The sequence below is a fragment of the Brevibacterium sp. NPDC049920 genome, from assembly GCF_040656435.1.
GTDB lineage: Bacteria > Actinomycetota > Actinomycetes > Actinomycetales > Brevibacteriaceae > Brevibacterium > Brevibacterium pityocampae.
The window spans coordinates 1-22002 of the sequence record NZ_JBFAMF010000006.1; the positions used below are offsets into that span (position 1 = coordinate 1).

A 22002-nucleotide genomic window follows, 5' to 3' on the forward strand; every position below is an offset into this window, starting at 1 on the left:
GACCGACCCTGCCCGCATTCCTCGACCCGACCATCACACAACCCCTTTCGCACCTACCCTGACAACGAGTGTTGCGATGACTGTATGACGCCGGCTCACAGAAACCTTCGAGAATTGCACTCTCGGAGGGGAGGTCAGTCGCCGGTGAGCTGGTCGCGCAGGGCCCGCTTGTTGACCTTGCCGACCGCGGTCTGCGGCAGGGAGTCGACGATGAGCACCTGCTTGGGCGCCTGCACCGCACCCTTGAGATCCTTGACCACGGTGATGAGCTCCTCCTCGCTCGCGCTCGCGCCGGACTTGAGGATGACCGCCGCCGTGACCTGCTCGCCCCACTTCTCGTCGGGGATCCCGAACACCGCCGACTGCGACACCGCCGGGTGGGTGGCGAGGGCGTCCTCGACCTCCCGCGGGTAGACGTTGAACCCGCCGGAGATGATCATGTCCTTCTTCCGGTCGACGATGAACAGGTATCCCTGCTCGTCCATCCGCGCGATGTCCCCGGTGTGCAGCCAGCCGTCGACGATCGTCTCCGCGGTGAGGTCGTCGCGGCGCCAGTAGCCGCTCATCGCACCGCGGCCGCGCACGCACAGCTCGCCGGACTCCCCGAGCGGCACCTCCTCGCCCAGCGGGTCGAGGATGCGGACGTCGACGGACTCCACCGGCTTGCCGCACGACAGGAGGAGCGCCGGGTCCTGGTGGTCCTCCTTCGACAGCACCGACACCGGGTAGCACTCGGTCTGCCCGTAGAGCTGCCCGAACACCGGCCCGATCCGCTCGATGCCCTCGCGCAGCCGGCTCTCCGACATCGGCGAGGCGCCGTAGAGGATGTACTCGAGGCTCGAGGTGTCGCAGGTATCGAGGTCGGGATGATCGAGCAGCGCGTAGACCATCGTCGGGACGAACAGGGTGAAGTTGATCTTCTCCCGCTCGATCGTCTCGAGCACGGCAGCCGGGTCGAACCCGGACATGAGGTGGACGGTGCCGCCCTTGATGAGCGTCGGCAGCACGTTCGTCCCGGCGACGTGGCTCATGGGCGGGATGAGGAGGTAGCGCGGGGTCTCCGGCAGCTCGAAGTCGGCGAGGATGTCCGCGGTCGACGGCCCCAGGTTGAACTGCCGCCGGTAGGCGCCTTTGGGCCGGCCGGTGGTGCCGCCGGTGTAGTTGATGATGCTGAGATCGGAGTGCTCGGCGGCGAGGCGCATGGGCTGCGGGCCGACCGCGGCGGCCGCCGTCTCGAGGTCGGTGACGAAATCCGCGGGGCTCATCGTCCACATCTGCAGCCCGGCATCCTCGGCCACCTGCTGAAGCTCGCGACCGCGCTCCCCATACGTGGATTCGTCGACGACGAGCGCCTTGACCTGCGAGTCCCCGATCTGGAAGGCCTGGTCGGCGAGCGAACCCATCGGGTGGAGCCAGGTGATGTAAAGGCCGAGCGACTGCACGGCCGCGCCGAGCACCCAGACCTCGTAGCGGTTGGCGCCGAGGGCGGCCACGCCGTCCCCGCGTTCGAGGCCCGCCGCGCTCAGCACCGCCTGGTACCGGCCGATGAGGTCGAGCACCTCGGCATAGGTCTGCTGCCCCCGGGCGTCGGAGAATGCGATGCGGTCGGGGTGGCGCTCGAGGGTGCGCTTGATCGTGGACCCGTAGGTGGGTCCGGTCAGGTGGGCGGCGATCTCCATTGATGCTCCTCTGAGGATGGGCGGATGGGGCAAATCAGGTGGGCGGGGCAGGCCTGCCTGCCGGGGCCGAGGCGCCGACCGCTGGGAAGCCGTCGAGCGCGGACCCGATGCCACCCCGACCGCGCACGCCGGCGGTGCCCGCGCCGGAGCCGCTGCCGCCCCCGGCGTCGGCGGTGGGGCGATCCGCGGGCGGCACCACGATCTCAGTCCTCGGTCCCGAGGAGCGCAAGCGCGGTGCGCACCCAGGTGTTGATCATCGGCTCGGTGTCGGGATTGCGGCCGGAGAAGGTGTAGGTCAGGGCCATCCCGCGCATGCTCGTGAACACGACGTCGAGCATCGCGGGGAACGCGGGGTCGGCGCAGATCGTGGCGCCGAAGATCCGGTGCGTGTTCTCCCGCACCCGCAGGAGTACCTGCTTCTCGTGGTCGACGAGCTCACGTGCGAGGTCGGGGTCGGTGCGGGCGGCGATCCAGGTCTCGAGCGCGGCCCAGAAGTTCGGGTGGAAGAAGGTGAGCCAGATCGTGCCGATCGCCCAGCGCACGCGCGCGGGCACTTCGGTCTCCGGCGGGGCGGTCGAGTAGTCCGCGGTGCTCGTGTCGAGCCGGTCGGCGGCGAGCCGGCGGATCGAGGCGGTGATGAGCGCCCGCTTCGACGGGAAGTGATGGAGCAGCTTGCCGCGCGACACCCCGGCGCGCATCTGCACGCGCATGGTCGTCGTCGCCGCGTAGCCGTCCTCGAGCAGGCAGGCGATCGCCGCGGACAGGATCTCCTCCCGCGCCAGCCGCCCGCGCTCCTGGCCGCCGGCGGGGTCGCCGCGGAGCGCCCCGGGATCCGCTCCCGAGGCGCCCTGCGGCATCCGCTCGCCCGTCACCGGTCCGTCAGCCTGTTGGATTCTCAGCGCGGCGCCATCCGGATCGAGCCGTCGAGCCGGATCGTCTCGCCGTTGAGCATGGGGTTCTCGATGATGTGCTGCGCGAGCGCACCGTACTCGTCGGGCTCGCCGAGCCGCGAGGGGTGCGGCACCTGCTGGCCGAGCGACTTCAGCGTCTCCTCCGAGGCGCCGAGCATCATCGGGGTCTTGAAGATGCCCGGGGCGATGGTGACGACGCGGATGAGCGAGGAGGCGAGGTCGCGCGCGATCGGCAGGGTCATGCCGGCCACTCCGGCCTTCGACGCCGAGTACGCCGCCTGGCCGACCTGCCCGTCGAAGGCCGCGGCCGAGGCGGTGTTGACGATGACGCCGCGCTCCTCGCCGAGCGGCTCGATCTTCTGCATGTGGGCGGCCGCGAGGCGGATGACGTTGAAGGTGCCCACGAGGTTGACCTGGATGACCTTGTTGAAGGCGTCGAGCGGGAACGGGCCTTTCTTGCCCGACACCCGGATCGCGTTGCCGATCCCCGCGCAGTTGATCACCATGCGGAGGTCGCCGAGCTCGGAGGTGCGCTCGATCGCCGCTGCCACCTGCTCCTCGTCCGTGACGTCGCCGGCGACGAAGATCGCGCTGTCGCCGAACTCAGCCACGGCCTCCTCGCCCTTGAGGTCGAACACGACGGCCTTGCCGCCCTGGGCGATGATCCGCTTGACGGTCGCGAGCCCGAGGCCCGAAGCTCCGCCGGTGACGAATGCCACCTGGTCCTTGATCTGCATGTCGTTGACTCCTCGTCGAATGAACGCGTGTGTGCGCAGTCGGATTGCTTACCAGTCCATATTGACTGTTTTTGGCTCGTATGTGAAGCTGAACGCGCGATAAGTCAACGCCGACCGCCTGCGCGGATCGGACCGGCCCCGGCTCCGCGCCCTGCGCCGCTCCGCCTCGGGCACCCAGGCCGCCGTCCGAACCGCCCCCGCACACCCGAGCAGGACCGCATCCCGCACGAACAGAGGAGTTCCCATGACCGATGCAGTGATCGTCGCAGCCCGCCGCACCCCGACCGGAAAGCGCGAGGGTGCGCTCTCCGGCATCCACCCCGCCGACCTCTCCGCCCTCGTCCTCGAGGATCTCGTGAAGACCTCGGGCGTCGACCCCGAGCTCATCGACGACGTCGTCTGGGGCTGCGTCACCCAGGCCGGTGAGCAGACCGGTGACATCGCGCGCACCGCCGCCCTGTCCGCCGGTTTCCCCGAGACCGTCACCGGCGTCACCGTCGACCGCCAGTGCGGCTCCTCGCAGCAGGCCGTCCACTTCGCCGCCGCCGGTGTCATCGCCGGCCAGTACGACATCGTCGTCGCCGGCGGCGTCGAGTCGATGTCCCGCAACCCCATGGGCTCCTCCTCGCAGGGCAAGAACCCCTACGGCGAGAAGTTCATGGCCCGCTACGACAACACCAAGCCCAACCAGGGTGTGGGCGCTGAGATGATCGCCGAGCGCTGGGGCTTCGACCGCGAGGCGATGGACAGCTTCGCGCTGCTCTCCCACGAGCGCGCCGCCGCCGCCACCGACTCCGGCGCCTTCGAGTCCCAGATCGTCCCGGTCGAGACCGAGCACGGCCTCATCACCGCCGACGAGGGCATCCGCCGCGGCGGCACCCTGGAGAAGCTCGGCAAGCTCAGTACGGTGTTCAAGGAGGACGGCGTCGTCACCGCCGGCAACGCGTCGCAGATCTCCGACGGCACCGCCGCCCTGCTCATCATGAGCTCGGAGCGCGCCAAGGAGCTCGGCCTCAAGCCGCTCGTGCGGGTGCACACCGCGGTGCTCGCCGGATCCGACCCGGTGATCATGCTCACCGCTCCGATCCCGGCCACCCAGAAGGCGCTCGCGAAGTCCGGCCTGTCGATCTCCGACATCGGCACCTTCGAGGTCAACGAGGCCTTCGCCTCGGTCCCGCTCGCCTGGCTCAAGGACCTCGGCGCGGACCCGGAGAAGCTCAACCCGCACGGCGGCGCGATCGCCATGGGCCACCCGCTCGGCGGCTCCGGTGCCCGTCTCATGACGACCATGGTCCACAACATGGTCAACAACGACATCAAGTACGGCCTGCAGACGATGTGCGAGGGCGGCGGCCAGGCCAACGCCACCATCCTCGAGCTGCTCTGAACAGCCCCGCCGGCAGCCGACCGAGAACCAGGAGAGTGCGATGAAGCGCAATCTGTACACCGCCGACCACGAGGACTTCCGCCGCACCGTGGCGGCCTTCCTCGACAAAGAGGTCGCTCCCCACTTCGACGAGTGGGAGAAGAACAAGATCGTCGACCGCTCGATGTGGAAGGCCGCCGCCGAGGCCGGCGTCATCGGCTTCTCGCTGCCCGAGGAGTACGGCGGCTCGGGCATCAAGGACTACCGCTTCGAGATGGTCCGCGGCGAGGAGGTCGCCAAGCGCGGCTTCGGCTCCGCGACCTCCGGCTGGGGTGTGTCCGACGGCATCGTGCCCGGCTACTTCGAGTCCTTCGCCAACGACGAGCAGCGGCAGCGCTACCTGCCGGGGCTCGCGGCCGGTGAGAAGATCGCCGCGATCGCGATGACGGAGCCCGGCGCGGGCTCGGACCTGCAGAACATCAAGACCCGCGCGGTGCGCGACGGCGACGAGTGGGTCATCAACGGCGCGAAGACCTTCATCACCAACGGTCAGAACTGCGACTGGGTCGTCGTCGTGGCCCGCTCGAACCCGGACGTGCCGGCATCGAAGGGCGTCTCGCTCTTCATCGTGGACTGCGACACCCCCGGCTTCGAGCGCGGTCGCAACCTCGACAAGGTCGGCCTCGCTGCGCAGGACACCTCGGAGATGTCCTTCAGCGATGTCCGCGTCCCCCACGCGAACCTCCTGGGCGAGGAGGGCAAGGGCTTCATCCACCTCATGACGAACCTGCCGTATGAGCGCATGGGGATCGCCACCGGCGGCCTCGCCGGCGCCCGCGCCGCACTCGACTGGACCTCGAAGTACGTGTTCGAGCGCGAGATGTTCGGCGGCACCCTGGGCGATCTGCAGAACACGCAGTTCGTCCTCGCCGAGCTCGAGGCGCGCGTCGATGCGTTCGAGGCCTACGTCGATCGCTGCGCGCTCGCCCTCAACGAGGACGAGCTCACCGCGGTCGAGGCGTCGAAGGCCAAGCTCGTCGGTGCGGAGCTCCAGCTCGAGGTCATCAACCGCTGCCTCCAGCTCCACGGCGGCTACGGCTATATGCTCGAGTACCCGATCGGTCGTGCCTTCCGCGACAGCCGCATCCAGACGATCTACGGCGGCACGTCCGAGGTCATGAAGTACATCATCGGCAAGGACATCAAGAAGCGCTACGCCGCGAAGAAGTAGGCGCACCCCGCCTTCCTACGAGGGGCCGCACGGCGTCCGCTCCCCCGCGAGGGGACGGCGCGGTGCGGCCCCTCGGCATTCCCGGATCCCGCCCAGCGGGGGGGCCGGAATCACGGCCCGGGAGAAACTTGATAACGGTTTCAGTTTCTCGACCCGCCCGTCTTGTAAATCTAATGAGCAATCGTTAAGTTGATCCAAGCGAGCCGGCACCGTGCCGCAGCTCACAGTGGCCCCACCGGCCGACCGTCGAAGACGAAGGTGACTCCGATGTTGAAATTCAACCAGGGCGTGGACAAGATCCTCTCCGTCCTCACCGCGATCGCGCTCATCGTGATGATGCTGCACGTCGTGGCGCACGCTCTCCTCCGCTACTTCTTCAACTCCCCGATCTACGGCACGAACGAGATCGTGGCCTACTGGTACCTGCCGATGATCGCCCTGCTCGGCATCCCGGCCGCCCAGCTGCAGAAGGAGCACATCACCGTCTCCCTCGTCATCGAGCGGATGAGCCACGGCACCGCCGCGTTCTTCAAGGTCTTCGCCTTCGCGCTCTCTGCGCTCGTGAGCATCGGGTTCGCGTGGTTCGGCTTCGAGGAGGCGCTGGAGAACATGGAGATGGGCTCCACCGCTGGCGTCACCGACATCATCACCTGGCCGGTGTACTTCCTCGTCCCGCTCGTGTTCGTCGTCCTCGCGATCCTGTTCATCGTCGACATCGTCGTCACGCTGCGCACCGGCGACCCGGAGATCGACCTCCTCACCGGTGAGCATGCGGAGCACGACATCGAAGAAACCGTCATCTGACGCGGCCCCCAGACAGGATTACTGCATATGTCTCACACCACTGACACCAATCTGGGGACGATCCCCAGCGTCCTGCCCTCGGACTCCCGCCGCAAGAAGCCCGGGCTGATCTCGCTCATCGTCGGCTTCGCCCTCGTCGCGGTCTGCCTCGTGGGCGTGTTCACCAGCCCGTCCGGCGCTGTCGCCGGCATGTGGTGCATCGCGATGATGATCGTCCTGATGTTCCTCAGCGTCCCCGTCGCGATCGCCCTGGCGGTACCGAGCCTGATCGGCGTCTACGCGCTGTCGGGCATCCCGGCCACGATCAACATCCTCTCCACCGCACCCTTCCACGGCGTCTCGAAGTGGTCGTACTCGGTGCTCCCGATGTTCATCTTCATGGGCATGCTGCTCACGCAGTCGGGCATGACGACCCGGATCTACCGCGCCACCGACCGCTGGTTCTCCTGGCTGCCCGGCGGCATCGGCATCGGCACCACCGCCGCTGGCGCGGGCCTGTCCTCGGTCTCCGGTTCGACGATCGGCATGACCTACGCGCTGGGCCGGGCCGGCATCCCGGAGATGCTGCGCGCCGGCTACGACAAGCGCGTGGCCGTCGGCACCGTGATCGTCGCTGGCCTGCCCGGCAACCTCATCCCGCCGTCGATCCTCCTCGTCATCTACGCCGGCATCGCCAGCGTGCCCGTCGGCCCGCAGCTCGTCGCCGGCGCCGTCCCCGGCATCCTCATCGCGCTGACCTTCGCGCTCTTCATCCTCATCCTCGGCCTCGTCGCCCCCAAGCTCGTGGGCCGCGGACCGGATGCCACCGGCACGCGGGAGAATGTCACCTGGGGCGATCGCTTCCGTTCGCTCGGCGAGATCTGGGGCTTCCCGGTCATCATGGCCGTGCTGTTCGGCGGCATGTTCTCCGGCATCTTCACCCCGACCGAGGCCGGTGCGGCCGCCGCCTTCACCGCGCTGCTGCTCACCCTGTGGTACACCCGCAAGGACAAGCCCTTCCAGAAGGTCACCCACGCCGCGTTCTCCACGGTGAGCGCGACCGCAGCGATCTTCTTCATCATGATCGGCGCGGAGATGCTCACCCGCCTCCTCGCGATCACCGGCCTGGCCCCGATGATGACGGACTTCATCCTCGGCTTCGGGCTCAACCGGATCGGCTTCCTGCTCGTCCTCGTGGTCCTCTACATCGTCATGGGCATGTTCTTCGACACCCTGTCGATGATGCTGCTGACCATCCCGATCCTCCTGCCCACGCTCGAGGCGATGGAAGTCAGCCCACTGTGGTTCGGCGTGTTCGTCGTCCTCCTCGGCGAGCTCGGCATGATCACCCCGCCGGTCGGCCTGCTGTCCTACATCGTCCACAACATCTGCAAGAGCCCGGAGGTCAACCTCGGACAGAACGTCACGCTCAAGGACGTGTTCGTGTCCCTGTCCTGGTTCCTGCCCGTCGCGATCCTGTTCCTCGGCATCATGATCGCGGTGCCGCAGATGACCGAATGGCTGCCCGCCATCCTCGAGAGGACCAGCGGCGGCACAGCCACCCAATAGCCGCAGACCCGCACCGCCGGAATCACGGCACCGTCGCCGGCCCCGCACCTGCGGGACCGGCGGCACCGGCGGGGCAGGGCGCACGATGCCCTGCCCCGCCAGCCCGGTCCGCACCGCACCGCAGTCCGGTGCGGCGGAGCGGATCGCACCACAATCGTTCAACGAGGAACGACAGAAAAAGGGAGACACAGTGAAAACACTCACCACGACCCGCTTCCAGGGCCGCGCGCTGAGCATCTGCGCCATGGCCGCCGGCCTCACCTTCGCGCTGAGCTCGTGCGCCGGCAGCGCCGGCTCGGGCGGCGGAGGCGGTGACGGCGGGGACGCCGGCAGCGGCTTCGAGTACGGCGCCTCGCAGGAGGACGTCAACTCCGCGATCGAGGGTCTCGATCCGATCACCATCAAGTTCCAGCCCTCGGCCGCCTCGCAGAACTCGGTGATGGCCCCGGCCGGCACGGTTTTCAAGGAGATCGTCGAGGAGCGCTCGAACGGCCAGATCGAGGTCGAGATCACCTGGGGCCAGGCGATCGCCGGCTACGCCGAGGTGCACGACGCGCTCGCCGACGGCCGCCTCGACGTCGCGTACACCCTCCCGGTCTACCAGCCCACCGAGTTCCCCGCGGTCAACGACCTCGGCACCGCGATGGCCGGCCTCTCCGCTTCCCCGTACCTCGGCGAGCTCGTCGCGAACGCGGTCGGCAACGAGATCGGGTGGGGCAACGAGAACGTCCTGTCGCAGTACGAGGAGAAGGGCCTCGTGCCCCTCACCCCGCTCGCGGCGTCCGGTGGCTACTACACCGTGTGCAGCGAGCCGGTGGAGTCCGCCGACGACTGGCAAGGCCTGCAGACCCGCATCGCCTCGACCGCGCAGTCGGCCCAGGTCCAGCACCTCGGCGGATCCCCGGTGTCGATGGAGTACGTCGAGACCTTCGAGGCGCTCCAGCGCGGCACCGTCGACTGCACCCTCGGCCAGCTCGTGCCGTCCGCCGAAGCCGGCATCTTCGAGGTCGCCCCGAACCTCGGCTACACCACGACCGCGAGCTTCTCGCGTTCACCGGGTGCGTACCTCGCCGGGTCGAGCTTCGCGGACATGCCGCTGGCCTACCAGCAGATCATCTTCGACAGCAACGCGCTGGCCTCCTCCGGCGGCATGGAGGCGGTCATCGGCGGCAACGCCGCGGCCGTCCAGCAGGCCAAGGATGCCGGTGGCGAGGTGACGCCGTTCGCCGACGACATCCAGGAGGAGATCAGCAACTACTCCACCCAGCTCACCGACGAGGCGATCGGCAACGGTCAGATCGATGAGAACATCGAGACGATCATCCAGGACGCCGGCGAGAAATGGGCGAAGGAGTTCGAGGACCTCGGCTACACCGATGAGGGCGAGACCGCGGACTTCAACGACTGGTACGACGAGAGCAAGGACTTCATGGACTACGCAACCGCTTCCTACGAGAACGGCAACGCCATGAAGCACCGTCCGAGCTGACCCGCAGCAGGGCACGGCGGTGGCGGGGGCCGGTGACGGTCCCCGCCACCGGTGGGTCGGGAGACCGGCCCGCACCGCATCCGCAGCACCCTGCACGCCGCGAGCACCGGCACCGCCTGCGCCGCCGGCTCGAACCCCACAGATCCGCAGGCCCCCACCGGGGCAGGCATACGAGAGACACAAGGAGTCATCATGAGAACACTGCGCTCGCACTTCACGCGCACCCGCACCATCGGGGTCCTGTCCGCGGCGTCCGCCCTCACCCTCGGGCTCAGCGCCTGCGCCGGCAGCGCCGGCGGCGGCGGGGGCGGGGGAGGCGCCGGGAGCGGCGACGGCTACGAGGTCGGCGCCTCGCAGGAGGACATCGACGCGGCCATCTCCGAGCTCGATCCCGTCACCATCACCTACCAGCCCTCGGCCGCATCCGAGGCGTCCATCCAGTCGCCCTCGGGCACCGAGCTAGCAAAGGCCATCGAGGAGAAGTCCGGCGGCAAGATCACCGTCGACGTCGTCTGGGGCCAGGCCATCGCCGGCTACGGCGAGGTGCACGACGCGCTCGCCGACGGCCGCGTCGACCTCGCCTACACCCTCCCGGTGTACCAGCCCACGGAGTTCCCGGCCGTCAACGCGCTCGGCGACATGCTCGCCGGCATCTCCCCCTCCCCGTTCACCGGCGAGATGATCGCCAACGCGGTGGCAGCCGACGTCTCCTGGGGCTCCCCGGAGATCATCGAGGAGTACACCTCGAAGGGCATCACGCCGCTCGTCCCGGTCGTCGCCTCCGGCGGCTACTACTCCGTGTGCTCCGATCCGGGCATGGAGAAGGACGACTGGCAGGGCCGACAGGTTCGCATCGCCTCGAAGACGCAGAACGACCTCATGGCCTCGCTCGGCGCCTCCCCGGTGTCGATCGAGTACGTCGAGACCTTCGAGGCCCTCCAGCGCGGCACCGTCGACTGCACCCTCGCGCAGCTCGTGCCCTCGGCCGAGGGCGGCATCTTCGAGGTCGCACCCCACGTCGGCTACATGACGGAGACGAGCTACACCCGCTCGCCGGGTGCGATCCTCGCCGGCTCGAAGTTCGAGCAGCTCCCACTCGCCTACCAGCAGATCCTGTTCGACGTCTACGCCGACTACTACCAGGGCCAGATGATGACGACGATCGGCGGCAACGCCGAGGGCATCAAGCAGGCCAAGGCGGCCGGCGGCGAGATCGTCGAGTTCCCCGCGGACCTGCAGACGGAGATCGGCGAGTTCGACGAGGCGAAGAAGGAGGAGATCCAGTCCTCCGGCATCCTCGGCGACGACATCACCTCCCGCGTCGAGGAGTCCGAGCAGCAGTGGGCCGAGAAGATCGAGGAGCTCGGCTTCACCGACGGCGGCTCCACCGCGGACTTCGACGAGTGGTACGACACCGAGACCGACTACCGCGAGGTCGGCCAGGCCGTGTACGAGGACGCATTAGCCGAGCACCGTCCGGGCTCCGAGGGCTGATCGGGCTCACGCACCGATCGGGCTCATGTGCTGACCCGACTCATGCACTGACCTGGCACGCTCATCGGGTACACGCACGTCCACCCACAACGGCGCCGCCGGCAGGGGATCTCCCCTCCGGCGGCGCTGTCGTGCGTCCTGGAGGGTCCGCGGGCGCGCGTCCAGGGACCCCATCATCCGGGAACGGCCCACCGTCGTGCGCGCTGGACCACGGCACCGCCCTGGCGAGCCGGAGACGGGACTGTGGCGATCGTCATACCGCAGGCCCGATCGGATCGCCCACCTGCGGAATAGGGTGGGTGCACGCCCGCCAAACGCCCTAGGAGAACCATGCACCGCACCCCGGCCACCATCGCCCCACCCCTCGCCCGCCGCGGAGCCGGCCCGGGGATCGCACTCCTCGCCGCCGCCGGCCTGCTCGCCGGGTGCGCCGGCGGCGCGGGAGGCGCCGCGGACCAGGGGTCCGCCGAGGCGGGCGCCGGGTTCGCGTTCGGGGCCGCGCAGTCCGAGGTGGATGCCGCACTCGCCGAGCTCGACCCGGTGACGATCACCTACCAGCCCTCCGCGACCTCGGCGGAGTCGATCCTCGGCCCCAACGGCACCGACATCGCGGAAGCGATCGAGACGCGCTCCGGCGGGAAGATCACCGTCGACGTCGTGTGGGGGCAGGCGATCGCCTCGTACGCGGAGATCGACGACGCGCTCGCCGACGGCCGGGTCGACCTCGCCTACACCCTGCCGTCCTACGCCCCGACCGAGTACCCGGCCTTCGACGCGATCAGCACCGCGATGTCGACGCTGTCGTCCTCCCCGGTCTCCGGGGACCTCACGACGAACGCCGCCGGGGTGCAGGCCGGGTGGGACACGCCCGAGGTGCTCGCGGAGTTCGCAGACAAGGACCTCGTCCCTCTCATCCCGCTGCTCGCCTCCGGCGGGTACTCGACGATGTGCTCCGAGGCGCTCACCGGGCGCGCCGACTGGCAGGGCACGCAGATGCGGATCGGCTCCGCGGCCGCCGGCGAGCAGGCCACGGAGCTCGGCGCCTCACCGGTGTCGCTGTCGTTCCCCGAGACCTACGAGGCGCTCCAGCGCGGCACCGTCGACTGCGACCTCGGACAGCTCGCCCCCAATGTCGAGGCCGGCACCTTCGAGGTCGCCCCGCACATCGGCTACACGACGGAGGCCGGGTTCTCCCGCGCCGCCGGCGCCTATGTCGCCGGGCAGACCTACTCCGAGCTGCCGCTGGCCTACCAGCAGGTGATCTTCGATTCCATGGCGACGGCGTTCAGCACGATGACCGAGCTCGTCATCGGGGCGAAGGCGGTCGCGGTCGAGCAGGCCCTGGCCGCCGGCGGTTCGGTCCGGCCCTTCGATGCGGACGTGCAGTCGGCGATCGCCGAGCACGCCGGCCAGCTCAGCACCCGCACCGCGGAGGACGCCGGAGTGCCCGAGGTCCCGGCGCGGCTCGACGAGGCCGCGCAGGCGTGGGCCGAGCAGGTCGAGGAGCTCGGCCACACCGACGGCGGGGAGTTCACCCGGATGCCCGAATGGTACTCGGAGGATGCCAGCTACGACGACCTCGGCGCGGCGCTGTTCGAGCAGACCATGCTCCCCCACCGCCCCCACTGAGACCTCAATTCTCGAAGGTTCCTGAGCGCGAAACCTTCCGAAATTGCACTCTCACCCGGGCGGATGCCCCGCTTCACACCTCGTCGCGGAGCACCGTCTTCTGGATCTTGCCGGTGCCCGAGCGGGGGAACGCATCCTTGACGACGACGTCCTTGGGCAGCTTGTAGCGGGCGAGCTTGCCGTCGCAGAAGTCCCGGATCTCCTCGAGCGTCGGGGCCTCGTCATCGGACTTCGGCACGATCATCGCCACCGGCACCTCGCCCCACTTCTCGTCGGCCCGCCCGACGACGGCGACCTCGGCGACCTTGGGGTGCCAGGCGATGACGTTCTCGAGCTCGGCGCAGTAGATGTTCTCGCCGCCGGAGATGATCATGTCCTTGACCCGGTCGACGACGTAGAGGAACCCCTCCTCGTCCTGCCGCACGAGGTCCCCGGAGTGGAACCAGCCGCCGGCGAACGCCTCGGCCGTGGCCGCCTCGTTGTTCCAGAAGCGGCTCATCACGCCCGGCCCGCGGTAGACGATCTCGCCCACCTCGCCCGGCGCCACGTCATTCATCTGGGCGTCGACGACGCGGATCGCGTAGTTGCGGTCCGGCAGCCCGACGGAGCCGAGCTTGCGCAGGGAGTCCTCGTGAGACAGCGACACCCCGCTCGCGGTGGTCTCCGTCTGCCCGAATGCCGCCTGCGAGCTCGCCTGCGGGAAGGTCTCGCCCATCGCGGTCAGGAGCGCCTCGGTCGCCGGCGCCGCACCCCAGCTGTAGAACCGCAGGTCGACGGCGCGCGGGCTGCGGCGCTGCTCGTCGACGATGAGCTGCCACTGCGCCGGGACCATGAAGGTGCGCGTCACGCCGTGCTCCGCCATGACGTCGAGGAGGTGCCCGGCGTCGAACCCGGTCGAAGGCGTGATGACCGAGGTGGCGCCGTTGGCGATGTTCGTCGTCATGACGTTGAAGGCCGCGATGTGGAACATCGGGGAGGCGACGAGCACCGCGTCCTCGCCCGGCACGTACTGCCAGGACGCGGAGGAGCGCATGGTCGTGGCGAGGAAGTTCGAGTAGCTCAGCACCGCGCCCTTGGGCCGCCCGGTGGTGCCCGAGGTGTACATGATCGCCTGGTCGTCCTCGAGCGCGCAGATCACCGGATCCGGCGCCGGGAGGGTGCCGTCCGGGTCCGGCGCGGCGACCTCGAGCAGGTCGAGGAGGACCGGCGCGGAATCCCTCGTCGCCGAGGCGCCGTCCTCAGTGCTCCCGCTGCCCGCACCCGAGGCGCCGGCCGGCTCGGCACCGGACGCATCCGCGAGTGCGGTGCGCGTGACCTCGGCCCGCTCGGCATCGGTGACGACGACCGCCGGCTCGCAGTTGCTCAGGATGTAGGCGATCTCCCCGGCGGCGAGCCGGAAGTTCACCGGCACGATGATCGCACCGAGGAGGTTCGCGGCGTAGGGCACGACGGCGAACTCCGCGGCGTTGCCGGCGACGAGCGCGACCCGGTCCCCACGTCCCACCCCGGCAGCGGCGAGGCGCGCGGCGGCGGCCCGGACGCGGTGGAGCAGCTCGCCGTAGGAGATCACCGTGTCACCGGCGACGAGCGCCGGGCGGTCGGGCATCTCGTGCGCGTGCCGGTAGATCCCGGCGACGGGCAGGTGGGTGCGGGAAAGTTGGAACTCCAGGTCCACGGCGACTCCTCGGGTGATGCCGGCCCGCCGCCGACTGCTCTGTCCGGCACTCTGCGGGTGCGACTGATCAAACGTTCAGTAACTCGAGTCTAACCAGTCAGCCGTGACGGGTAAAGGGAGTCACCCATCCGAGCCGAGGTGCGCCCGAGCAGGCTCGCCCGAGCAGGGGCGCTCCCTCACCCGAGCGGCGCGCGCTCACCCGAGTGCGGTGTCGAGCGCCTGCTCCAGGTCGGCCCAGAGATCGTCGACGTGCTCGATCCCGACGCTGAGGCGGAGCAGACCCTCCGGGACGGACTCCGGCTCCGCGGCATGGCGGCGTCGGCGCTCGATGAGGCTCTCGACTCCCCCGAGCGAGGTCGCCGGTGTCCACAGCCGCACCGATTCCGCGACGGTGCGGGCGGCCTCGGCGGTGGGCAGGACGATGCAGAGGATCGACCCGAAGCCGGTCATCTGCGCCGCCGCCCGGGCATGGCCGGGGTCGGTGGCGAGGCCGGGGAAGCGCACCTCGAGCCCGGGATATTCGCTCAGCCGCTCGGCAAGCGCGAGCGCGTTCGCCTGCGAGCGCTCGACGCGCAGCGCCAGGGTGCGCAGGCCGCGCAGCGCCAGCCACACCTCGAAGGGCCCGGCGATGCCGCCGCGCACCGAGCGGTGGTGATGGAGCAGCTCGCGCAGCTCCGGATCCGCGGTGACCGTCGCGCCGAGCACCACGTCGGAGTGCCCGGACAGGGACTTCGTCACCGAGTGGAGGACGACGTCGGCACCGTGCTCGAGCGGCTTCTGCACGAGCGGGGTGGCGAAGGTGTTGTCGACGACGCTGAGCGCCCCGGCGGCGCGGGCGTGGGCGAGCAGCGCGGGGAGATCGGCGACCTCGAGCATCGGGTTGGTCGGGCTCTCGAGCCACAGCAGGACGGAGCGGTCGCGGCCGGAAGCCCTGTCGCCCGCCCCGGCGACGGCGGCATCGATCGCGGCGGTCACCTCGGCGGTGTCCTCGATGTCGACGGTGACGATCCGGAACCGGCCGGCGGCCGCGGACTCCTGCGCCCCGGACAGCGCGCCGAGGTAGCAGTGCCGGGGCATGATCACCGTGCCGCCGGGCGCCACGAGGTCGAGCGCGGCGGTGACGGCGGCGAGCCCCGAGGCGAACACGAGCCCCGGCAGGGCCGAGCCCTCGAGCTCGGCGAGCGCGGCCTCGAAGGGCTCCCACGTCGGATTGCCGTAGCGGCCGTACTGCCGACCGCCGTCCTCGACCCCGGCGGTGCCGATGAACGTCGAGGTCAGGGTGATCGGCGGATTGAGCGCGGCGTCGTGCTCGCGCGGAGGACGACCGGTCTCGACGACGACGGTCTCGGGGGCCCAGTTCTGCGTCATGGGGCCACTGTAATCCGCGTGGGCTCCGGCCGGCACAGGTGTCCGTATAGGGGCCGGCCGGCGCGGGTGGCCGCGTAAGGGGCCGGTCGGCGCGGGTGTCAGCGGGCGGCTCCCGCCGAGCTCAGCGCGCCGGGCGCATGTGCGGCAGCGCCCGCAGCGCGAACACCACGGCGATGACGAGCACGAAGGTCGCCATGAGGTTGATCCACAGGAAGCCGCCGAGCCCGAGCACGGCCCCGGCCATCGCGGCCATAAGCGCGCCCCCGAGGTTCATCGCGGAATCGGACACGCCCTGGAGGGTGACCTTGGCCTCCGGCGGCACCGAGCGGGTGAGGAGCGCGGAGCCCCCGATGAGGTACATCGACCAGCCGACCCCGAGGAGCACGAGGGCGGTGCTGAGCAGGACCATCGAGGAGCGCGCGGCGAGCGCGTCGACGACGCCGAGCACGATCGTCACCGCGAACACGAGCGTGCCCACCCCGATCACCGAGCCCGGCCCCCAGCGGTCGGACATCCAGCCGAACAGCGGGGACAGGCCGTACATCCCGGCGATGTGGATGCTCACGACGATGCCGACCGAGCCGAGCGAGAACCCCTGGTGGTCCATGTGCACCGGCGTCATGACCATGACGTTGGTCATCATCATCTGCCCGGTGATGATCGTGACGATCGCGAACAGCGGCACCGGCCGGGCGAGCGCATAGCGCAGCGCCTCCCCGAGGCCGAGGCCGAGGCGGCGGCCGGGCCGGGCTGCCCCGGCCGAGGGCGACCCGTCGCCGTCCGCAGCCGAGGCGTCGCGCGCCGAGTCCGCGGCCTCGGTGCCGGGCTGCTCCGGCATGCCCCCGGTGAGCCCGCGGGCGAGAGTCGAGGCCGCGATCGCGGCGATCGCGAACGCCGCCATGGAGATGACGTAGGGACCGGCGAGCGGGTTCATGCCGAGCGCCTCGCCCAGCCGGGCGCCCGGAGCGGTGAAGTTCGGACCGAGCACCGATCCGACGGTGGTCGCCCAGACGACGAGCGACATTGCGCGCCCGGTGGCGGCGGGGTCGGCGAAGTCGACGGCGGCGTAGCGCGCCTGCAGACCGGCGGCGGTCGCCGACCCGCACATCATCATGCCGAGCATGAAGAGCGGCAGGAAGCTCAGTGCGACCCCGAGGAGCACGACGAGCGCGCCGACGGTGCCGATCCCGAAGCCCAGGGTGAGCGCGGTCCGGCGGCCGGTCCGGGCGGCGAGAGCGGCGAGCGGGTAGGCGACGAGGCCGGCACCGAGGATGACGCTCATCTGCGCGAACCCGGCCATCGCCGTGCGCCCGGTGATCTGCTCGGCGAGCAGTCCGCCGACGGCGTAGCCCGAGGCGATCCCGGCCCCGGAGAACAGCTGGGCGGTGATGAGCTTGGCCTGCTGGGCGGCGCGCGGCGAGGGCACTCACGACTCCTTCGGTGAACAGGGGACCGGCCCGGCGGAGAGCTCAGCGGTGAGCGTCCGAACCGGTGTCCGCGCATCATCCCACATCGGCCCACCGCGTCTCCGAGCCGTCCACCCCTCGGCCGTGTCCGCCCCTCGGACGCGTCGCCCCTCGGCCATGTCCGCCCCTCGGACGCGTCCGCCTGTTAACCGGTCGGTGATCCTGTACCGTCCATGAGGTCAGCTCACCGTCGAGTCCCGGTCAGGAGGCCTGTCGTGTTCGCACAGATCGCGGCCATCATCATCTTCATCGCGCTGTTCGCCATCGGCGCCGTGCGCGGCGTCCACATCGGCGTCCTCATGGTCGCCGGCGCGGCGGGCACCGCACTCCTGTTCACGGAGATGGCCACGGACGAGGTCGTTGCGGGCTTCCCGCTGTCGATCATGGTGCTGCTCGTCGGCGTCACGTACTTCTTCGCGATCGCGCAGACGAACGGCACCATCGACCGGATCATCGACGGCGCGCTCACCCGGGTCGGGTCGAAGGCCGCGCTCATCCCGGTGGTGTTCTTCGTCCTCACCTCCGGCATCGCTGCGATGGGCGCCCCGCTCGCCGGCCTCGTGATGATGCCGGTGGGCATGCAGGTGGCCCGCCGCTACAACGTCGACTATGCGCTCATGGGCCTGGCGATCTGCTTCGGCGTGGGCGCCGGCGGCTTCGCTCCGACGAGCCTCTACGGCATCGTCACCTACGGCACCGCCCATGACGCCGGGATCGGGCTCAATCCGATGCTCCTATTCGGGATCACCGTGCTCGTCTACCTCCTGCTCCTCCTCGCCGCCTACGCGATGTTCGGCCGCGGCTTCTTCTCCCGCCGGGGCCGCGCCTCCACCGCGCACATCGACGTGCCGGACCTCGCGACGATCTCCGGGTCTCCCGCCAACCACCCGTTCGAGCGCGAGACCGCGCTGCGCCGCGGCTCCGCGTCGACGACCGGCATCCAGTTCGGTGAGGACGAGGAGGACCAGGCACTCTTCGACTCCTCCCACACCGAGGACGAGGACGCTCCCCTGCCGCCGTTCACCCCGATCCAGGTCCTCACCGTCATCTGCATGATCGGCCTCATCGCCGCCGTCGTCGCGATCGCCGCCTTCGGCCTCGAGCCCAACATCGGTCTGCTGTGCTTCGGCTTCGCCGCGCTCCTCACCATCGTCGACCCGGGCACCGGCAAGAACGCGGTGGGCAAGATCGACTGGTCCACGGTGCTGCTCGTCGGCGGCATCATCATGTTCGTCGGCGTGCTCGAGACGATGGGTGCCGTCGATCTGCTCGGCGAGGGCGCGAAGGCCATCGGCTCCCCGATCGTCGCCGCGCTCGTGCTCTGCGCGGTCGGCGGTCTCGTGTCCGCGTTCGCCTCGACGACGGGAATCCTCGCAGCGCTCGTGCCGCTCGCCCTGCCGCTCGTCGCAGACGGCAGCCTGCCGGGTTGGGCGCTCATCACCGCGCTCGGCATCTGCTCGGCCGTCGTCGACGTCTCCCCGTTCTCCACGCTCGGCGCGACCGTCGTCGCGACCGCGCCGTCCGAGCACAAGGAGAGGCTGACGAAGCTGCTCCTGCGCTTCGGCCTGTCGATGGTCGTCGTCGGACCGATCCTGCTCGTCGGCGGCCTCGTCGTCCCGGCGATGCTGTTCTGAGCGGTGCCGATCGGAGGAGCACTGCGCTGAGGTGCGCGACCCGTCCCCGCGCGCACCCGGTCCGGGTCGACGTCAGGCCGGAGTCGGGCCGAGCTCCTTGATGAGGACGACGAACTCGAGGTCCTCGGTGCGCGGCAGGCCGAAGCGGTCCTCGCCGTAGGGGAACGGTTCGCGCTCCCCCGTCTGCAGGTAGCCGCGGCGCTCGTAGAACGCGATGAGCTCGGTGCGCTTGTCGATGACGGTCATCCGCATCCGCTCGGCCCCGAACCGGTCGCGGGCGAAGGCCTCCGCGTGGGTCATGAGCTCCTTGCCCACGCCCCGGCCCTGGGCGCGCGGGGACACCGCGAAGGTGCCGAAGTACGCGGTCCGGTCGCCGAGGTCGCGCAGGTGCACGGTCCCGAGGGCGGCTCCGGACTCGTCACGGACCAGGAGCACGGTGCTGCCGGGTTCGGCGAGCATCTCCGCGGCCATGTCCGCGTCGATCCGCTGCCCGTCGAGGAGGTCGGCCTCGGTCGTCCAGCCGGCCCGGGAGTCGTCCCCGCGGTAGGCGGATTCGATGAGCGCGACGAGCTCGGGGATGTCCGCCGGCCCGGCGGTCTGCGGGTTCAGGCCGGTCACGACACCTCCTCGTAGACGGCCTTGGCGACGACGAGGTCCTCCCAGGACATGCCGGAGGTCTTGAACACGACGGGGCGGTCGTCGGCGAGCACCGCGCCGCCGCTCGTCACGACCTCCTTGAAGGTCACGGTGTCCTCGATCGTCAGTGCGCCGTCGGCGATCGCGAGCACGACGTCGCCGCACTCGTCGAGCGCGGTGTGGCGGCTCTCGACGATGACGGTCGCCCGGCCCAACAGGGCGGAGGGCAGTTCGCGGGCCTCGGGGCTGTGAGAGCCCATGGCGACGACGACGGCGTCGTCGCGGATCGCATCGGCGTCGAACAGCGGCTCCGCGGCCGAGGTGGCGGCGATGACGAGGTCGGACTGCTCGAGCGCCCGGGTGAGGTCCGGCGAGTCGCCGCCGGATCCGTCGCCGCCGAGGACCTCCGTGCCGGGGATGCCGAGCTCGGAGAGGCCGGCGAGGAACTCCTCGCCGCGACCGGGCCTGCGCACGACGACGGTGACCTCGCGGACTTCGACGACGGCGCGCGCGGCCTCGACGTGGAGCAGTCCCTGCACCCCGGCGCCGAACACGGTCATCCGCACGCCGTCGGGGAATCGGTCGGTGAGGGCGTCGGAGACCCCGGCGAGCGAGACCGCGGGGGTGCGCAGGTTGGTGATCGCCGGCCCGTCGAGGATCGCGAGCGTGCGGTGGGTCTGCGAGTCGAGGAGCAGGCAGCTGCCCTGGATGCGGGGGTGGCCGGCCGCCGGGTTGTCCGGGGTGACGGTGAGCACCTTGACCGCGGCATAGGCACCGATCTCGGAGGGCATGAAGAGGAACTCGCCGCGGGTCAGCGCGGCCGACATCCGCGTGGCGTCGTCGGCGGGGTCGAAGTCCGAGGTCAATGCCGTGCGCAGAGCGGTGATCGCGCCTGCGTAGTCCAGGGCGGCGGTGACCGTCGCCTCGTCCAGAATCCTCATGAAGTCCTCCTCCGCCGGGTGGGCGCACATGCCGCACGCGCTGCATTCCATGCGCTGCGGGCGGTGCGCCCGCGACGCGTTGCATCTGCGCACCACTGTACTGGCACCCCCGGACACGGGCGGGAGGGAATGAGCGGCCCACCACGCACAGCCCGGCACATCAGGGCGCAGTCGGGCGCACCACAGCCCAGCCCGGCTCCGCGGAATAGCACCACGGGCCCCGACGTTGACCCGATCAGTCGCCCCGCGCGACCACCGGTCCACACCGAGGACGTCGGTTCCGCATCGAGGAGGACACATGAGCCAGGATGCCCGCACCATCGAGATCGACGGCGAGACCTTCGAGCTCCGCCACGACGCCGAGGCCTCGAACTTCGCCGCCTGGCACGGCGACACCCGGGTGAGCCTCGCCGCATACCGCGACCGGGGCGAGCAGCGCCTGTTCCCCCACACGGAGACCCTGCCGGCCTGGGGCGGGCGCGGACTCGCGGGCGCGGTCGTGCGCTACGCGCTCGACTCCACCGTCGCCGAGGGGCTGACGATCGTCCCGGCGTGCTCGTTCGTCGCAGGCTTCGTCCGCGAGCACGACGACTGGGACGAGCACGTCTCCCGCCGCTGAGGCGCGCCCAGGGCCCGCAGCTCTCGCAGCCTCTCATCGCTCCTGCGCGAGCTCCCGCAGCCTCTCAGCGAGCACCTGAGCGTGGCTGTGCTCGTCGTCCTTCGCCCCGTAGAGCAGCACGAGGATGCGCTGCGGCGCGGCTTCGAAGCGGTCGAGCAGCTCCCCCGGCGCCGCCGAATCCGTGAGCTCCTGCCGGTAGTGCTCGGCGAAGGTCTCGAAGTCCATCCCGCCGGAGTGGAAGGCTCGGCGCAGGTCCCCGCTCGGCGCGACGTCCCGGCACCACTCGGCGTGCTCGAACGCGGTCTTCTTCACCCCACGCGGCCACAGCCGATCGACGAGCACCCGGTACCCCGGCCCGGAGGCCGAATCGTAGAGGCGCTCGCACCGGATCTCGGGGGCGGAGGTCATGCGCCGTCCGGAAGCCCGGTGACCGTGGTGAAGACGAGCACGCTGTCGGCGAGCGCCTGCACACCGTGCCGCTCGTGGCCGATCACGGTGAGCTCTCCCGCACCGAGCTCCACCGCGGGCGTCGACGACCCTGCGGCGTAGGACAGTCGCACCCGGCCCTGCAATGCCTGGAGGGTGGCGGCGGCCGGGGCGTTGTGCTCGGCGAGCTCGGCGCCCGCGGCGAGCGCGAGGACGAGCTGGCGCAGCACCCCGTCGTGGACCACGAGCTCCGCGGCGCGGCCGTGCTCCTCGGCCCGGGCGCGGGTGAGCAGTTCATCTGCGAGTGCGGTGATGTCGACCATGGCTCCATCCAAGCAGGCGCGAGCAC

General features: G+C 70.3%; 20 protein-coding genes. 9 read left to right on the forward strand and 11 right to left on the reverse strand.

Annotated elements, in window-relative coordinates; all coding sequences use genetic code 11:
- Window positions 1-134 precede the first annotated feature (134 nt).
- From AB0I45_RS07165 to AB0I45_RS07180, 4 genes are read right to left on the reverse strand one after another with little or no spacing between them, the layout of a single operon-like run.
- On the reverse strand, window positions 135-1679 hold the full coding sequence (locus AB0I45_RS07165; protein WP_345029775.1) for an AMP-binding protein: 1545 nt from the start codon (window positions 1677-1679) through the stop codon (window positions 135-137).
- 34 nt (window positions 1680-1713) lie between these two features.
- Complete coding sequence (locus AB0I45_RS07170; protein ID WP_360317532.1) at window positions 1714-1875, reverse strand: hypothetical protein; 162 nt, start codon at window positions 1873-1875, stop codon at window positions 1714-1716.
- A 7-nt stretch (window positions 1876-1882) separates the two neighbouring features.
- Window positions 1883-2551, reverse strand: a complete 669-nt coding sequence (locus AB0I45_RS07175; RefSeq protein WP_345029770.1) for a TetR/AcrR family transcriptional regulator — start codon at window positions 2549-2551, stop codon at window positions 1883-1885.
- 23 nt (window positions 2552-2574) lie between these two features.
- The gene (locus tag AB0I45_RS07180) at window positions 2575-3327 is read right to left on the reverse strand and encodes a 3-hydroxyacyl-CoA dehydrogenase (RefSeq protein ID WP_295690523.1); all 753 of its coding nucleotides are present in this window, start codon (window positions 3325-3327) and stop codon (window positions 2575-2577) included.
- Window positions 3328-3571: 244 nt separating this feature from the next.
- On the opposite strand from AB0I45_RS07180, the gene AB0I45_RS07185 reads away from it, so the two are divergent.
- The 7 genes from AB0I45_RS07185 to AB0I45_RS07215 all read left to right on the forward strand — a co-directional run bounded on the left by AB0I45_RS07185 (window position 3572) and on the right by AB0I45_RS07215 (window position 12888).
- Entirely contained in the window at window positions 3572-4714 is a 1143-nt protein-coding gene (locus AB0I45_RS07185) for a thiolase family protein (RefSeq protein ID WP_345029768.1), read from the forward strand.
- 40 nt (window positions 4715-4754) lie between these two features.
- Window positions 4755-5924, forward strand: coding sequence for an acyl-CoA dehydrogenase family protein (locus AB0I45_RS07190; protein ID WP_345029766.1), 1170 nt, complete (start codon window positions 4755-4757; stop codon window positions 5922-5924).
- 267 nt (window positions 5925-6191) lie between these two features.
- On the forward strand, window positions 6192-6728 hold the full coding sequence (locus AB0I45_RS07195; RefSeq protein ID WP_247423256.1) for a TRAP transporter small permease: 537 nt from the start codon (window positions 6192-6194) through the stop codon (window positions 6726-6728).
- Window positions 6729-6755: 27 nt separating this feature from the next.
- Window positions 6756-8276: a TRAP transporter large permease gene (locus AB0I45_RS07200; protein ID WP_345029763.1), complete on the forward strand. Its 1521-nt coding sequence runs from the start codon at window positions 6756-6758 to the stop codon at window positions 8274-8276.
- A 190-nt stretch (window positions 8277-8466) separates the two neighbouring features.
- Entirely contained in the window at window positions 8467-9765 is a 1299-nt protein-coding gene (locus AB0I45_RS07205) for a C4-dicarboxylate ABC transporter substrate-binding protein (protein WP_247423260.1), read from the forward strand.
- A 192-nt stretch (window positions 9766-9957) separates the two neighbouring features.
- Window positions 9958-11259, forward strand: coding sequence for a TRAP transporter substrate-binding protein DctP (dctP, locus tag AB0I45_RS07210; RefSeq protein WP_247423262.1), 1302 nt, complete (start codon window positions 9958-9960; stop codon window positions 11257-11259).
- Window positions 11260-11589: 330 nt separating this feature from the next.
- Window positions 11590-12888 carry a C4-dicarboxylate ABC transporter substrate-binding protein gene (locus AB0I45_RS07215; RefSeq protein ID WP_345029760.1) on the forward strand — a complete coding sequence of 433 codons (1299 nt, stop codon included), beginning with the start codon at window positions 11590-11592 and terminating at the stop codon, window positions 12886-12888.
- Between the two features lie 73 nt (window positions 12889-12961).
- Here AB0I45_RS07215 and AB0I45_RS07220 read toward each other — a convergent pair whose 3' ends face one another.
- The 3 genes from AB0I45_RS07220 to AB0I45_RS07230 form a co-directional block, all read right to left on the reverse strand.
- Window positions 12962-14563 (reverse strand): AMP-binding protein, encoded by a 1602-nt coding sequence (locus AB0I45_RS07220; RefSeq protein ID WP_247423266.1) that lies wholly within the window; start codon window positions 14561-14563, stop codon window positions 12962-12964.
- A gap of 195 nt (window positions 14564-14758) precedes the next feature.
- Window positions 14759-15931, reverse strand: coding sequence for a PLP-dependent aspartate aminotransferase family protein (locus AB0I45_RS07225; RefSeq protein WP_345029758.1), 1173 nt, complete (start codon window positions 15929-15931; stop codon window positions 14759-14761).
- Window positions 15932-16052: 121 nt separating this feature from the next.
- Window positions 16053-17357 (reverse strand): MFS transporter, encoded by a 1305-nt coding sequence (locus AB0I45_RS07230; RefSeq protein ID WP_345029756.1) that lies wholly within the window; start codon window positions 17355-17357, stop codon window positions 16053-16055.
- A 255-nt stretch (window positions 17358-17612) separates the two neighbouring features.
- Between AB0I45_RS07230 and AB0I45_RS07235 the strand changes: the two genes are divergently transcribed.
- Complete coding sequence (locus AB0I45_RS07235; RefSeq protein ID WP_345029754.1) at window positions 17613-19031, forward strand: SLC13 family permease; 1419 nt, start codon at window positions 17613-17615, stop codon at window positions 19029-19031.
- Between the two features lie 72 nt (window positions 19032-19103).
- Here AB0I45_RS07235 and AB0I45_RS07240 read toward each other — a convergent pair whose 3' ends face one another.
- Both AB0I45_RS07240 and AB0I45_RS07245 read right to left on the reverse strand, forming a co-directional pair.
- Window positions 19104-19649 carry a GNAT family N-acetyltransferase gene (locus tag AB0I45_RS07240; RefSeq protein WP_345029752.1) on the reverse strand — a complete coding sequence of 182 codons (546 nt, stop codon included), beginning with the start codon at window positions 19647-19649 and terminating at the stop codon, window positions 19104-19106.
- On the reverse strand, window positions 19646-20608 hold the full coding sequence (locus AB0I45_RS07245) for an ornithine cyclodeaminase family protein (RefSeq protein ID WP_360317545.1): 963 nt from the start codon (window positions 20606-20608) through the stop codon (window positions 19646-19648). Before AB0I45_RS07245 ends, AB0I45_RS07240 begins: the two co-directional genes overlap by 4 nt.
- Before the next feature lie 298 nt (window positions 20609-20906).
- Here AB0I45_RS07245 and AB0I45_RS07250 point away from each other — a divergent pair, with 298 nt between their 5' ends.
- On the forward strand, window positions 20907-21227 hold the full coding sequence (locus AB0I45_RS07250; RefSeq protein ID WP_175406885.1) for a GNAT family N-acetyltransferase: 321 nt from the start codon (window positions 20907-20909) through the stop codon (window positions 21225-21227).
- Window positions 21228-21260: 33 nt separating this feature from the next.
- Here AB0I45_RS07250 and AB0I45_RS07255 read toward each other — a convergent pair whose 3' ends face one another.
- Both AB0I45_RS07255 and AB0I45_RS07260 read right to left on the reverse strand, forming a co-directional pair.
- Window positions 21261-21635, reverse strand: a complete 375-nt coding sequence (locus AB0I45_RS07255) for a DUF488 family protein (RefSeq protein WP_360317549.1) — start codon at window positions 21633-21635, stop codon at window positions 21261-21263.
- Window positions 21632-21976, reverse strand: a complete 345-nt coding sequence (locus tag AB0I45_RS07260; RefSeq protein WP_360317552.1) for a cupin — start codon at window positions 21974-21976, stop codon at window positions 21632-21634. Before AB0I45_RS07260 ends, AB0I45_RS07255 begins: the two co-directional genes overlap by 4 nt.
- Window positions 21977-22002: the final 26 nt, after the last annotated feature.